The sequence below is a fragment of the Pseudonocardia pini genome, assembly GCF_013870575.1.
In the GTDB taxonomy this organism is placed as follows: Bacteria; Actinomycetota; Actinomycetes; order Mycobacteriales; family Pseudonocardiaceae; genus Pseudonocardia; species Pseudonocardia pini.
Genome location: NZ_JACBXB010000006.1, coordinates 1 through 12,711 on the forward strand (window position 1 = coordinate 1; position 12,711 = coordinate 12,711).

10 protein-coding genes are annotated in these 12,711 nt (G+C 72.2%); 3 read left to right on the forward strand and 7 right to left on the reverse strand.

Annotation, left to right across the window (positions count from 1 at the left end):
- From H5J29_RS01195 to H5J29_RS01205, 3 genes are all read right to left on the reverse strand, one after another.
- A partial coding sequence (locus tag H5J29_RS01195; RefSeq protein ID WP_181778998.1) for an ATP-binding protein occupies window positions 1–2,609 on the reverse strand: 2,609 nt, incomplete at its 3' end.
- Window positions 2,596–3,204: a hypothetical protein gene (locus H5J29_RS01200; RefSeq protein WP_181778999.1), complete on the reverse strand. Its 609-nt coding sequence runs from the start codon at window positions 3,202–3,204 to the stop codon at window positions 2,596–2,598. The genes H5J29_RS01195 and H5J29_RS01200, both read right to left, overlap by 14 nt.
- A gap of 5 nt (window positions 3,205–3,209) precedes the next feature.
- A complete protein-coding gene (locus H5J29_RS01205) occupies window positions 3,210–3,473 on the reverse strand; it encodes a hypothetical protein (protein WP_181779000.1) in 264 nt (87 codons plus the stop codon).
- A gap of 457 nt (window positions 3,474–3,930) precedes the next feature.
- Here H5J29_RS01205 and H5J29_RS01210 point away from each other — a divergent pair, with 457 nt between their 5' ends.
- Window positions 3,931–6,558, forward strand: coding sequence for a heterodisulfide reductase-related iron-sulfur binding cluster (locus H5J29_RS01210; RefSeq protein WP_181779001.1), 2,628 nt, complete (start codon window positions 3,931–3,933; stop codon window positions 6,556–6,558).
- 857 nt (window positions 6,559–7,415) lie between these two features.
- Here the strand turns inward: H5J29_RS01210 and H5J29_RS01215 are convergent.
- The 3 genes from H5J29_RS01215 to H5J29_RS01225 form a co-directional block, all read right to left on the reverse strand.
- A complete protein-coding gene (locus H5J29_RS01215) occupies window positions 7,416–8,168 on the reverse strand; it encodes a hypothetical protein (RefSeq protein WP_181779002.1) in 753 nt (250 codons plus the stop codon).
- A 307-nt stretch (window positions 8,169–8,475) separates the two neighbouring features.
- On the reverse strand, window positions 8,476–9,090 hold the full coding sequence (locus H5J29_RS01220; RefSeq protein WP_181779003.1) for a response regulator transcription factor: 615 nt from the start codon (window positions 9,088–9,090) through the stop codon (window positions 8,476–8,478).
- A complete protein-coding gene (locus H5J29_RS01225) occupies window positions 9,087–10,235 on the reverse strand; it encodes a sensor histidine kinase (RefSeq protein WP_181779004.1) in 1,149 nt (382 codons plus the stop codon). The genes H5J29_RS01220 and H5J29_RS01225 overlap by 4 nt, the downstream gene beginning before the upstream one ends.
- A 137-nt stretch (window positions 10,236–10,372) precedes the next feature.
- On the opposite strand from H5J29_RS01225, the gene H5J29_RS01230 reads away from it, so the two are divergent.
- Both H5J29_RS01230 and H5J29_RS01235 read left to right on the forward strand, forming a co-directional pair.
- Window positions 10,373–11,278: an ABC transporter ATP-binding protein gene (locus tag H5J29_RS01230; protein ID WP_181779005.1), complete on the forward strand. Its 906-nt coding sequence runs from the start codon at window positions 10,373–10,375 to the stop codon at window positions 11,276–11,278.
- Window position 11,279: 1 nt separating this feature from the next.
- On the forward strand, window positions 11,280–11,993 hold the full coding sequence (locus H5J29_RS01235) for an ABC transporter permease (protein WP_181779006.1): 714 nt from the start codon (window positions 11,280–11,282) through the stop codon (window positions 11,991–11,993).
- A 95-nt stretch (window positions 11,994–12,088) separates the two neighbouring features.
- Here H5J29_RS01235 and dcd read toward each other — a convergent pair whose 3' ends face one another.
- Complete coding sequence (dcd, locus tag H5J29_RS01240; RefSeq protein WP_181779007.1) at window positions 12,089–12,670, reverse strand: dCTP deaminase; 582 nt, start codon at window positions 12,668–12,670, stop codon at window positions 12,089–12,091.
- Window positions 12,671–12,711 lie beyond the last annotated feature (41 nt).

Genomic DNA, 12,711 nt, shown 5'->3' on the forward strand with positions numbered 1-12,711 from the left:
TTGGTGTCCAGTGCCTCCCGGACGTGGTCCAGGTGCGGTGCCTCCAGGTCGATCCGGATCTTCTCGACGCCACCGTGCCCGTCGGCGAACACGAACTGCCGGGGGGTGTCGTCCGGCCGGTCGTCGTGGCGCGGGCGCGGCGACAGGGTGCCGAGCATCTGCTCGTAGCCGACACCGGTGGGCACGCGGAGCAGCCGCAGCGCCTCGGTCTGGGCCTCCTCGTCGTCCGTGCGGCCGACGAACACAGCGTTGACCAGCGACGCGAACCCGGAGACCCGCAGCAGGTCGCCCGCCAGCTGGGAGGCGAACAATGCCCGGACGTTGAACTTGCGGGAGTCGCGCGCGAGCCGGTCGATCAGCACCTTGCCGGTGGGGACCTGGGACAGGAAGTGGGTCTCGTCGAGCGCGACGCCCTTGCGGATGTTCCGGTCCGCGTCGTAGATCGTGCGCTGGGTCAGCCAGGAGGCCAGGTTCAGCAGCTCGACGGCGAGGGCCTCGTTGTCCGTCCACTCCTCGCGCGGGCTGCCCGGCCGCGGCAGGCTCATGCCCTGCATCGTCAGCACGGTGAGCCGGTAGTCGCGGTCCGCGGCCCAGGGGTCGTCCCGGCTGGTGTCCGGGAACAGCAGCGCGGCCTGCGGCAGCTCGCGGCGCTCCTCCAGGAAGTCCGCGACCACACCGGAGTGGTCCTCGCCCTCGCGCTGGTGGCGGCGCAGCGCGTCGATGACCATCCCGGGGTGCCGGTCCGCGGCGCCTCCCACCTCTCGCACCGCCCTGAGCAGCACGATCCGGGTGTGCGGGAGCCGCGCGACGTCGTAGGGCAGCAGGCCGGACAGCACGTCGAGCACCAGGCGACGCCGGGTGGCCGCGGCCAGCAGCCGCTCGCGGCGCCAGGAACGCTCGGGGTCCTCGTCGTCCGCGAAGTGCTCCGGCCGCGGCTCGGCGACCACGCGGTAGGGGTTGAGGATGCCGGGATCGGCGCGCAGCAGGTTGATGTGCCGCGAGAAGCTCGCCAGCTCCGGGAGCCGGGTCAGCTCCGCCAACGGGCCCGACGGGTCCAGCACCGTCCACCGTGCACCCGCGCGGAGTGTCTTGTAGACGATCAGCCCGGTGAGGAAGGACTTGCCGGAGCCCAGGCCGCCGACCACCGCCGTCAGACCCGAGGCCCGGCGCACCTCCTGGGCCAGCCACGGGTCCCAGGCCACCGGGCGTCGGGTCGCCGTGCAGGTCTCGCCGAGCATGATCCCGCGCCGGTCGCCGACCGACGCCGTGGCCGCGGGCACGCCCGCCGCCGCCCAGGTCACCGAGCCGCGGCGGCGGTAGGCGGTGGAGGCGAGCTGCTCGCCGGGGATGAACTCGCGGGCGTAGCGGTACTGGGCCTCCGGGTGCTCGATCTGCACCTTCGGCGAGTAGAGGTCCAGCACCTGCTGGGCGCGGGTGATCGCCTCCGACTCGTCCCGGCCGGACACCGCGACCCGCCACCAGCCGTAGAGCCGCGTGTTGAGCTGGGTCAGGCCGCTGGTCAGCTCGTCCTCGACCTCCAGCACCCGGTCCGCCTGGCGGGCGAGCGACATCGGCGGCTCGAGGTCGTGGTCGTGGGTGTAGTGCCGGATCTGGCTCCGCACCTTGCCCATCTGCCGCTGCAGCTCGCCCGTGACCTCCTCGGGCTTGCGGACGTACATCCGCGCCGACCACTCCACGGGGAAGGGGAGCCGGTCGGAGTGCTGCATCCACGGGTCGTCGACCTCCGGGATGCGCAGGCCCTCCATCAGCCCGATCGAGAGCACCGCGACGTCTCGTGTGACGGTCTCCCCGCGCACCCGGCCGGTGACCTTCACGGTCGGCGCGTAGGGCTCCTGGTGGAGCTCGACGCCGTCGGTGAAGGTCGCGAGGTCCTCCGACTCCCAGCGGGTCACCCCGACCGGGACGTTGGACAGGCTCCGCGGGGCGGGCAGCCCGATCGCGACGGACCGGTGCATGAGCCAGGACATGTCCGCGGCGCTCGCGGGGACGCCGTCGAGCCCGGGGCCCGAGACCAGGGCGTCGAGGTGGTTGAGCTCGGACTCCAACGCCGACAGCTCTGCCCGCACCGCCGCGGGCACGACCCTGCCCAACACCGGCGCGGCCCGCTCGACCCAGCGGTCCAGCATGCTGCGCCCGGAGACCTCGACGCCGAGGAAGACCTCCTTGTCGCTCATGGACAGGCCCATGAGGTGGCGCTGTTCGCCCTCGAGGAAGGAGTCCCAGCCCAGGGCGCCGGGGACGTCCGGCATCCGGCCCAGGGCGTTCTGGTCGAAGGACTCCGCCCACATGTGCACGGGGTACGGCCGGGTGGTCACCCGCAGGTGCAGCCAGCGGCCCTGCAGCTCGCCGAGCTGGGCGGCGATCTGGCGGATGAGGATCTCGCGCTGGCCGTCGGACCGGAAGCTCCAGGCCTGCGGCGAGAGCCGGTACCAGGCCATGACCTGCGTGCCGGTGCGGGTGACGTGCCCGTCGATGCTGCGCAGCGCGATCGTGGGGCTGAACTTGGGGAGCTTGGTCTCGCCCTGCAGGCCGCGTCCGGCGGGGCGGCGGCCGTCGCGGAAGGGATCGCGCTCCTCACGCGCGGCCACGGCGGCCGCCCTTCTTGTCGTGCCCGTTCCGCCCGTTGCGCTCTGCGGCGGTGGCCCACGGCTGGGCGGGCACGCGACGCGGAGTGGCCCGGACCGGGGTGATGTCGCGCAACGGGGCCGGGGCCTCGGCGACGACCGCGGCCTGGGCGGGGACAGCGACGGGGACGGGTTCGGGGGCCACGACCTCGGGTCGGGGGGCCTCCGGGGTCGGTGAGGACCGCGTCCACCGCGAGCCGGGCAGGGTCCGGTGGGTGCGGACGTGCGCGAACCGCACCGGGCCGCCCGCCCCCGTCCGACGCCGACGGGGCCCGGTCACCTCGTGCCGGAACAGCTCGGTCACCTGGCCCAGCGGCCGTTCGTAGTCGATCTTCTTGCCGAGGAAGCGGGTGACCAGCACCGTGATCACCACGGCCCAGGCCACGGAGAAGAAGTCCAGCCCGATGCCGATCCGACGCTGGACGAACATCACCGCGATCATCACGAGCAGCCCGACACCGTACGAGACGTACCGCGCGCGCCACGGGAACGTGGCGCGCGGCGGCCCGAGCCAGACCGAGTCGACCCGGTAGACCTCGTCATCGGTGCGGACCAGCACGTCGGCTAACCCACGATCAGGTTGGCCAGGAACTCGCCCACCCGGGGCCCGTTCCCACTCACGGCGATGCCGAGCGCGACCAGCCCGATGAGCAGGCCGATGCTGCGCCGCGCGACACCCGCGTTGTCACCCCGGCCGCCGATCCACAGCAGGACGATCGCGATGCCGAGCAGGATGAGCGGGACGATGTTCTGCTGGATCCACCCCTGTAGCCCACCGGTGGTCAGTGCCTGGGCGTACCAGAGGGCGTCTGCCCCTGGTCCGGTCATCGTTCTCTCCTGCCTGGTCGGGCGGGACACCCTCGACGAACGCACACAACAGGGAGCAGGGGGCCGCTAGCGCACCAGGCTAACGAGTCGGTGCAAGCACTGTGTGAAGACGTGCCGTTACCACCCGTTCGCGACCCGCTTCGCACGAACGGTGACAGATCGCCGCCGTCCGGGCGACGGACGGGACCCTGCGTGCGGAGTGTTCGCATACCGCACAGATTTCGGGTGATTCCGCTCTCAGTAGGGTGCCCTCAGTCCCGGCCCCGAGCGGGGGAGATGCCGTTGCGCCGCAGTGCGCCCCCCGTTCGTGCAGCCCCCGTCACACGGCAGAACGGGCGTTCGGTGCCTTATTCTCCGGCCACGCGAGGAGTCGCGGACCGCAGCGAGGCCGTTCGGGTGCATTACCCACCAGTAACCTAGCCTTTCTGTCGGGAGTTCGACGGGGAGGATCACACCGATGACCTGGGTGCAGTGGGTGCTCGGCCCGATCACCGCGGCGTCCGCCGTGGTGGCGGTCGTGCTGGTGTGGCGGACCGTCGCCAGCATGATCGGCATCATCCGGCTGGGCCAGCCGGACCCGACGCGGACGGGACCCTTCGGTCCCCGCTTCGCGACGATGCTGAAGGAGTCGCTGCTCCACACGCGGATGCTGAAGTGGTCGCACGTCGGCGTCTTCCACTGGCTGGTGATGGTCGGCTTCGGCGGCCTGATCCTGGCGCTGGTCGAGGCGTTCGTCGAGGTGTGGAACCCGCTGTTCCACCTGCCGATCATCGGCGAGTGGGGCCCGTACTCGCTCTGGGTGGAGATCCTCGGCGTCGGCACGATCGTCGGCATCGTCCCGCTGATCATCTTCCGGCAGGTCAAGAACCCGAAGCGGCTCGGCCGGGAGTCCCGGTTCTACGGATCGAACATGGGCCGCGCCTACTTCGTCGAGGCGATCGTGTTCCTCGAGGGCCTCGGCATCCTGGTGGTGCGCGGCGCCAAGGCCTCGCTGGGCGTGTTCGACGTCCCCGCCTGGTCCGCCCCGGTCTCCCTCGCGCTGGGCTCGATCCTGCCCCCGTCGACCACGCTGGTCTCGGTGTTCGCCGCGATCAAGGTCCTCTCGGCAACGATCTGGCTGATCGTGCTGGCCGCCAAGCCCACCATGGGTGTGGCCTGGCACCGGTTCACGGCGTTCTTCAACATCTACTTCAAGCGCGAGGACGACGGCCGCAAGGCGCTCGGCAACGTGAAGCCGATGACCTCCGGCGGCAAGGTCCTCGACCTGGAGGAGGCCGACCCGGACACCGACGTGTTCGGTGTCGGCAAGGTCGAGGACTTCTCCTGGAAGGGCCTGCTCGACTTCACCACCTGCACCGAGTGCGGCCGCTGCCAGTCGCAGTGCCCCGCGTGGAACACCGAGAAGCCGCTCTCGCCGAAGCTGCTGGTCAACGCCCTGCGTGACCACGCCTACGCCAAGGCCCCCTACCTGCTCGCAGGCGGCTCGACCGACATGGCGGGCGACGAGGTCGGCATCACCGGCGACGACGCCGAGGCCCGGCTCGCCGCGATCCCCGAGGCCGCCCGCAAGGAGGCCGAGCGCCCGCTGATCGGCGGCGAGGACGTCCTCGGCGTCATCGACCCGGACATCCTCTGGTCCTGCACGACGTGCGGGGCGTGCGTGGAGCAGTGCCCGGTGGACATCGAGCACGTCGACCACATCGTCGACATGCGGCGCTACCAGGTCATGATCGAGACCGAGTTCCCCACGGAGCTGTCCGGCCTGTTCAAGAACCTGGAGAACAAGGGCAACCCCTGGGGCTCGAACCAGAAGGACCGGCTCGCCTGGGCCGAGGAGCTGCCCTTCGAGGTCCCCGTGTTCGACGGCGAGCTCTCCACCGACACCGAGTACGTCTACTGGGTCGGCTGCGCGGGCGCGTTCGACGACAACGCCAAGAAGACCACCAAGGCCACCGCCGAGCTGCTGCACCGGGCCGGCGTGAACTACGTGGTGCTCGGCACCGAGGAGACCTGCACCGGCGACCCGGCGCGGCGCGCGGGCAACGAGTTCCTGTTCCAGATGATGGCGCAGCAGACCGCCGAGATGCTCAACGCCGTGTTCGAGGGCCGCGAGCCCGGCACGCGCAAGATCGTCACGACCTGCCCGCACTGCCTCAACTCGCTCTCGCGCGAGTACCCCCAGCTCGACGGTCACTACGAGGTCATCCACCACACCCAGCTGCTGAACAAGCTGGTCCGCACGGGCAAGCTCGTGCCGGTGGCCGACCCCTCCGGTGGCACCAACGTGACCTACCACGACCCCTGCTACCTGGGCAGGCACAACGAGGTCTACGAGGAGCCGCGCGAGCTGGTCTCCGCCGTCGGCACGCTCACCGAGATGCCGCGCCACGGCGACCGCTCCATGTGCTGTGGCGCCGGTGGTGCGCGGATGTGGATGGAGGAGCGGATCGGTCAGCGGATCAACATCACCCGCACCGAGGAGGCCATCGAGACCCTCGCCCCCTCGGGCGGGGACGGCGCCGCCGCCGGCACGATCGCCGTCGGCTGCCCGTTCTGCCGCACCATGATCGGCGACGGTCTGACGGCCAAGCAGGCCGCGGGCTCGGGCGAGAACGTGAAGGTCCAGGACGTGGCGCAGATGCTGCTGGCGTCGGTGCAGCGGGGGGACGAGCGCGCCGCGGCCGAGCCTGCTGCCGCGGAGTCGGTGGCCTCGGAGTCGGTCGTCTCGGAGTCGACGACCGGAGACGTCGAGCAGACCACCGACGCACCGTTGACCGAGAACTCGCCCGCCTCGGCCGCCGACTCGGGTTCCGCCAACGCCGAGACCAGCCCGGAGGCCGCGGCCGAGACCGTGAAGCCCGAGACCCCTGAGCAGGCAGACCCCGCCCCCGCCTCGACCACCGACGGCCCCGCGGCGGACAAGTCCGAGGTCACCACGGAGATGAACGACGCCGCCGTCGAGGGTTCGGCGAAGGACCCGGCCGCGAACGGCGCAGCGGGCAAGCCGGAGACCAACGGGCACGCGAAGCCCGAACAGTCCGGCACGGGCTCCCCCGGCACCGGGAAGTCCGACTCCGGCGCCTGAGCACCGCGAACGAGACGGCCCCGCGCACCAGCGCGGGGCCGTCCCTTTCTTCGGTCCGGATGCCCCACTCCACAGGCGCGCCCCCCACTCTCGACGCGCGAGTCGGACACCAAGACCCGCGAGTCCCCCACTTTCGACGCGCGAGTCGGACATTCCCCCGCGAGTCCCCCACTTTCGACGCGCGAGTCGGACACCACCGGCCACGGCCCGGAAGTCGGACCGCAGTCCCTCGGCCAGACGTCACTGCCCTTCCATCTCGCGAGCGCGGTCCGGGAGAAGCCAGAGAACGCCACCCTGATCAGCCTTGCGGTGTGTGACGTCCCCACTCGCAGGCTGCGGTGGCCGAGAAGCAGGCTGCGGTGGCCGACTTGCGGTTGCCACATCGGACTCGCAGGCGATGGTATTCGACTCGCGCGTCGGGAGTGTCGGACTCGTGCGCAGCGGTGTCGGACTCGTGGGCCGTGGTGTCCGGCTCACGCTCCGACGTGCGAGACACGCGGGCTATGAGGTCTCGACTTGCCGGCCCTGGCGCCGGACTCGCGGGCCTTGGTACCGGATTCGCAGGCGGTGACCGACTCGCGGGCCAGGTGTCCGACTCGCGGGCCGTGGTGTCCGACTCGCAGGCCGTGGTGTCCGACTCGCGCGTCGAAACTGAGGGACTCGCAGGCCGTGGTGTCCGACTCGCGCGTCGAAACTGAGGGACTCGCGGGCCAGGTGTCCGACTCGCAGGCCGTTGTGTCCGACTCGCGCGTCGAAACTGGGGGACTCGCGGGCCGCGGTGTCGGACTCGCGGGTCCTGGTGTCCGACTCGCGCGTCGAAACTGGGGGACTCGCGGGTGGTTCGGTTGTGGGTGTGGTCAGGCGGGTGGGGTGCAGGCGTGGAAGGCGGTGATGCGCCAGGTCTCCTTCGGAGCCTCCGTGCGGACGGCGTCGACCGTACCGAGCGCAGGCGCCGCTCGGCCCCAGAGGCCCGTGCAGGCGTCGAGCGGGACGACCGTGCCCGGGGGGAGGGTCTGCGTGCCGGAGGTGCGCTGGGCGGTCGGGTCCGGTGATCCCGCGGGGACCGCGGCGTGCAGGCTCGCGACGGCGGCCTCGCAGGTCGGGGCGCCGGTGGCCTGCAGGAGCTGGGTGCCTGCCTGCGGGTCCAGCAGCCGGCAGACCGGGTCCGGGTCGGCGTCCCGGATGCCGCGGTCGAGGTTCAGCAGGACGAGGGCGGGCCGGGACACCCCGAGCGCCTGCCGCATCTCGTCGCCCGCCTGCTGGGCCACCTGGTCCTCCTGCTGCCGGACCTCGGCGGCGCGGAACTGGTAGCCCACGAAGGAGAGCACGAACAACCCGGCACCGATCGCGGCGAGCTGCCACCGCGGGAGCCGCAGCAGCCCGGCCACGAGCACACCGGTGCTCGCCGCCAAGGCCCAGGCCCACGCGTTGCCCGCGGTCTCGTAGACCAGCCCGGCCAGCAGCGCGAGGCCCGCGATGTGCCAGGTCCAGCCCTTGAGCAGCCGGTCCAGCCGGAGCAGCGCCAGCAGGACGAGCACCACGAGTCCGGCCGCCAGGGGCACCCAGAAGCGGGCCTGGTCGTCGAAGGCGAGGAACACGTACAGCAGCACCGCCGCGCCCACGATCCCGAGCCCGATCGCACCCTTCCAGCTTCGGGGGCGAAAGCGGCGCAGGGCTGTTCGGGCCGCGGAACCATCCGGCTCGGCCGACCCCGAGGGGGCCGCGTCACCACCCGCGGACGACTCCGGTCCCGCGTGCCGCGCCTCGGGCGCCGGCTCGACGGGCGTGTGCCGACCGCTGCGCCATGCCTCGATCTCCCCGCCGGTCTCGGCAGGGCCTCCGGGACGCTCGGGCCGCTCCATCGTCCGTCAGCCTAGTGCGCCGGCCCCGGGCCGGTGATCGTCGCGGGCCTGCTGCTCAGAGCCAGCCGTGGTCGGTGGCTCGTTCCAGGGCCTCCACCCTCGTCGCCACGCCGAGCTTCTGCATCGCGGCCGAGAGGTAGTTGCGGACCGTGCCCGCGGACAGGTGCACCCGCGCCGCGATGTCCGTGGCGGTGCCCGCGGGACCGACCTCGGAGACCGCGCGCAGGACGTCGAGCTCCCGGTCCGTGAGCGGGCAGTCCTCCGTGGTCAGGGCGGTCATGGCCAGGTCGGGGTCGACGTAGCGGCCGCCGCCGTGCACCCGTCGGATCACGTCGGCGAGCTGGGAGGCGGGCGCGCTCTTGGTCACGAACCCCGCGGCACCCGCAGCCAGGGCCCGGCGGAGCACCCCGGGCCGGGCGTGCCGGGTGAGGATGATGCAGCGCACCCCGGGCGCGTGCGTCTTGACCCACTGGGCGACCTCGGCGCCGTCGCGGCCCGGCATCTCGACGTCGAGCACCGCGACATCGGGCCGGTGCTCCTCGATCGCCGCGACCGCCGCGTCGCCGTCACCGGCCTCGGCGACGACCGTGAGGTCGGACTCCAGCCCGAGCAGCGCTCCGACGGCACCGCGGGTGAGCGACTCGTCGTCCGCCAGGACCAACCGGATCACCGGAGCACCGCCTCGAGCCGGAACCCGCCGCGGCCGTCCTCGCCCGCCGTCAGCCGCCCTTCGTACTCCTCCAGGTACCGCTCCAGCCCGACGAGCCCGGTGCCGGTCCCGTCGCCGCCGCCGACCGCGCCGTCGTTGCAGATCACGAGCCGGTCCGGGGCGATCTCGATGCTGCAGCGGGTGGGCTGGGCGTGCCGCAGGATGTTCGTCATGGCCTCGCGGAGCACGCGGCCGAGGACGTTGCGGGCGGGCGCCTCGACGACCGTCGGGTCCCCGGTGACCTCCAGCGCGATCCCCGCCGATCCGAGCACCGCGCGCGCACCCGCGAGCTCGGCGGCCAGATCGGTGTCCCGTCCGCTCCGCACCAACGCCCTGACCTCGGTCAACGACTGCCGTGCCACCTGCTGGACCTCCTCCATCTCGGCCCTCGCGCGGGCCGGGTCGACCTCCTGCAGCCGGGCCGCCAGCTCGCTCTTGAACGCGACGACCTCGAGCGCATGGCCGAGGATGTCGTGCAGGTCGTCCGCCAGCCGCAGACGTTCGCGGGCCGTGGCGAGCTCGGCGGCGGTGCGGCGCTGGTCGTCCAGGTCGGTGACGGCCTTGAGCCACCAGAGCCGCTCGACGTCGAGGATCCAGAAGGAACCCACGTAGATCGCCGTGACGACCGCGGCGGTGATCGCCTGGACGATCGCCGCCTCCCCGTCCCCGACGTACAGGCCGGCGAAGTAGGCGAGCACCGTGCACACCACCGTGGCGGATCCCACCCACAAGGCGATGAACCGGCCGCGCAGCCCGGCCACGACGTCGCCCAGCAGGATCCCGGCGAGGATCGACCACATCCAGCCCGTCACGCTCGACGAGACGCCGACCCACACCAGCGCCACCCCGACGACCGCGGCCGCCACCGCGAACCACGGCGGCGCGACGGTGCCCAGCACCCGGATGTGCTGCCGGATCCGCCAGACGTGCAGCGCCACCGACGCCACGAGCAACACCCCGAGCACCACGATCGCGCCGGGTGGGTCCCAGCCCGGGACCAGCGCGAACGCCGGCGCGAACACGAACGACAGGGTGGTCCAGATCAGCCCGATCCAGCCGAACCGGCGGGCGGCGCGGACCCGCTTCTCCTCGGGGGTGAGCGTCACGCACGAGACGCTAGCCGAGCACCCGTGCAGCGCGCCTACCTGCATGACAGCTGTCATGCGGGCTCGTGCGGGTGTCAGCCGGAGCGGTGACTGCGCGTCCTACCGGCGGGGGTGGTCCGACCGGCAGCGTGGTGGCCATGACAGAGACAGCAGTGCGGACCGAGACGGCGATCGGTGTCCGCGGCCTCCGGGTCCGGTACGGCGGGTTCGAGGCCGTGCGAGGGGTGGACCTGGAGGTGCGGCGCGGTGAGGTGTTCGCACTGCTCGGCACGAACGGGGCGGGCAAGACGACCACCCTGGAGGTCATGGAGGGCTTCCGCTCCCGCACCGCCGGGGAGGTCTCGGTGCTCGGGCTCGACCCGGGCCGCGAGCGGCACCTCCTGCGGCAGCGGATGGGGATACAGCTGCAGGAGGGCGGGTTCGTCGACGAGCTGACGGTCGGCGAGACCCTGGAGCTGTGGGGGCGGCTCTCCCCGCGGGAGGACCGCGTCGGGCGGCTGCTCGACCGGTTCGACCTCGCCGGACGCCGCGACGTGCGCGTCTCCGCCCTCTCCGGCGGCGAGAAGCGCCGCCTCGACCTGGCGACGGCGGTGTGGGGCTCCCCGGAGCTCGTCGTGCTCGACGAGCCGACGACCGGGCTCGACCCGGCCGCTCGCCGTCGGACCTGGGACGCCATCCAGGAGCTGCAGGACGGCGGCCGCACGGTCGTGCTGACCACGCACTACCTGGAGGAGGCCGAGGCGCTGGCCGACCGCGTCGCGATCATGCACGAGGGGCGGGTCGCGGTCGCCGGATCGCTCACGGAGATCCTGGCCAGCAGGCCGTCGTCGTTCTCCGCGACCCTGCCCCCGGGCGTCACGCCGCCGCCGGGGATGACGGGCCCGGAGGTGCTCGTCCACACCACCGACCTGCAGCGGGACCTCACCGCGTTCCTCGGCTGGGCCGCCGAGCGCGGGGTCACCCTGACCGACCTGCGCGCGGCGCCCGCGTCGCTGGCCGACATCTACCTCTCCATCCGCTCCGAGTCGGCTGAGGAGGCCTGACATGGACCGCGTCCTGGCGCTGACCGCGACCGAGCTCCGGCTGATCTTCCGCAACAAGACCGTGCTGACCTCGACGCTCGCCATCCCGCTCGGCCTCGGCGTGTTCATGGCGCTGACCGGGTTCGGGAGCGACTCCGGTGCGTCGGTGGTGGCGATGCAGCTGGCGATGGTGCTGGGCCTGGGGATCTACGTCGCCGCGACGCAGACGCTCGTCGCCCGCCGCCAGAGCCTGGTGCTCAAGCGGCTGCGGACCAGCGGGATCTCCGACGCGGGCCTGCTGACCGCCACGATCGCCCCCGTCGCCGTGCTGGCGTTGGCACAGATGGTGCTGTTCGTGGTGATCGACCTGGCCATCGGGGTGCCGATGCCCTCGTCCCCGTTCGCGCTGGTGCTCGCCGCCGTCGGCGGGCTGGCCCTGGTCGTGACGGCGGCGCTGGCCACCTCGGTCGTGACGCCGACGCCGGAGCGCTCGCAGATCACCACACTGCCACTGTTCTTCGTGATGATCGGCGCGGCGGTCCTGCTCGCCTTCCTGCCGCTCGACGGCATGCTGTCGGTCCTCAACCTCGTCCCCGGCGCCCCGCTCGGCAGCCTGGCCAACGTCGCCTACGGCGGCAGCGCGTTCTCGCTGATGCAGGTCGTGTCGTTGGTGGTGTGGCCGCTGGCCTTCGGGCTGCTGGCCCATCGCAACTTCCGCTGGGACGCACGGGTCTAGACGTATCGCAGGCCTGGTGCGCACGCTCTTCTCGACGAGCGTGACGGCACCGCTCGGCGGCGCGGGGGCTTCTGGGGAGCGGCCCCCGCGTCGTCCTATCTGGTGGTGTCCGCCTGGTGGAAGTTCTGCCACGCGCGCGACGGCGTCGGACCCCGTTGCCCCTGGTACCGGGAGCCCACACCCTCGCTGCCGTACGGCCGCTCCGCCGGGCTGGACAGCCGGAACAGGCAGAGCTGGCCGATCTTCATCCCCGGCCAGAGCGTGATCGGCAGGTTGGCCACGTTGGACAGCTCCAGCGTGATGTGCCCGGTGAAGCCGGGGTCGATGAAGCCGGCCGTGGAGTGGGTGAGCAGGCCGAGGCGGCCGAGGCTGGACTTGCCCTCGAGCCGGCCCGCCAGATCGTCGGGCAGGGAGACCTGCTCGAACGTGCTGCCGAGCACGAACTCCCCCGGGTGCAGGACGAAGTTGTCGCCCTCGCCGGTCTCGACCGCGCTCGTGAGCTCGTCCTGCTGGATCGACGGGTCGATGTGTGTGTAGCGCGAGTTCTGGAAGACCCGGAAGAAGCGGTCCAGCCGGACGTCGATACTCGACGGCTGGAGCATCGCCTCGTCCCAGGGATCCAGCCCGAGGCGCCCGGACTCGATCTCCTTGCGCAGGTCGCGGTCCGAGAGCAGCACGCCCGGCAGCCTATCCGGGGAGGTGGATCGGGGGGTGCGGC

Excerpts from the sequence above, each read along its gene's own strand:
- H5J29_RS01205 (WP_181779000.1), bottom strand. The coding sequence starts at position 3,473 with ATGACCGGACCAGGGGCAGACGCCCTCTGGTACGCCCAGGCACTGACC.
- H5J29_RS01210 (WP_181779001.1), top strand. The coding sequence starts at position 3,931 with ATGACCTGGGTGCAGTGGGTGCTCGGCCCGATCACCGCGGCGTCCGCC.
- H5J29_RS01230 (WP_181779005.1), top strand. The coding sequence starts at position 10,373 with ATGACAGAGACAGCAGTGCGGACCGAGACGGCGATCGGTGTCCGCGGC.
- H5J29_RS01235 (WP_181779006.1), top strand. The coding sequence starts at position 11,280 with ATGGACCGCGTCCTGGCGCTGACCGCGACCGAGCTCCGGCTGATCTTC.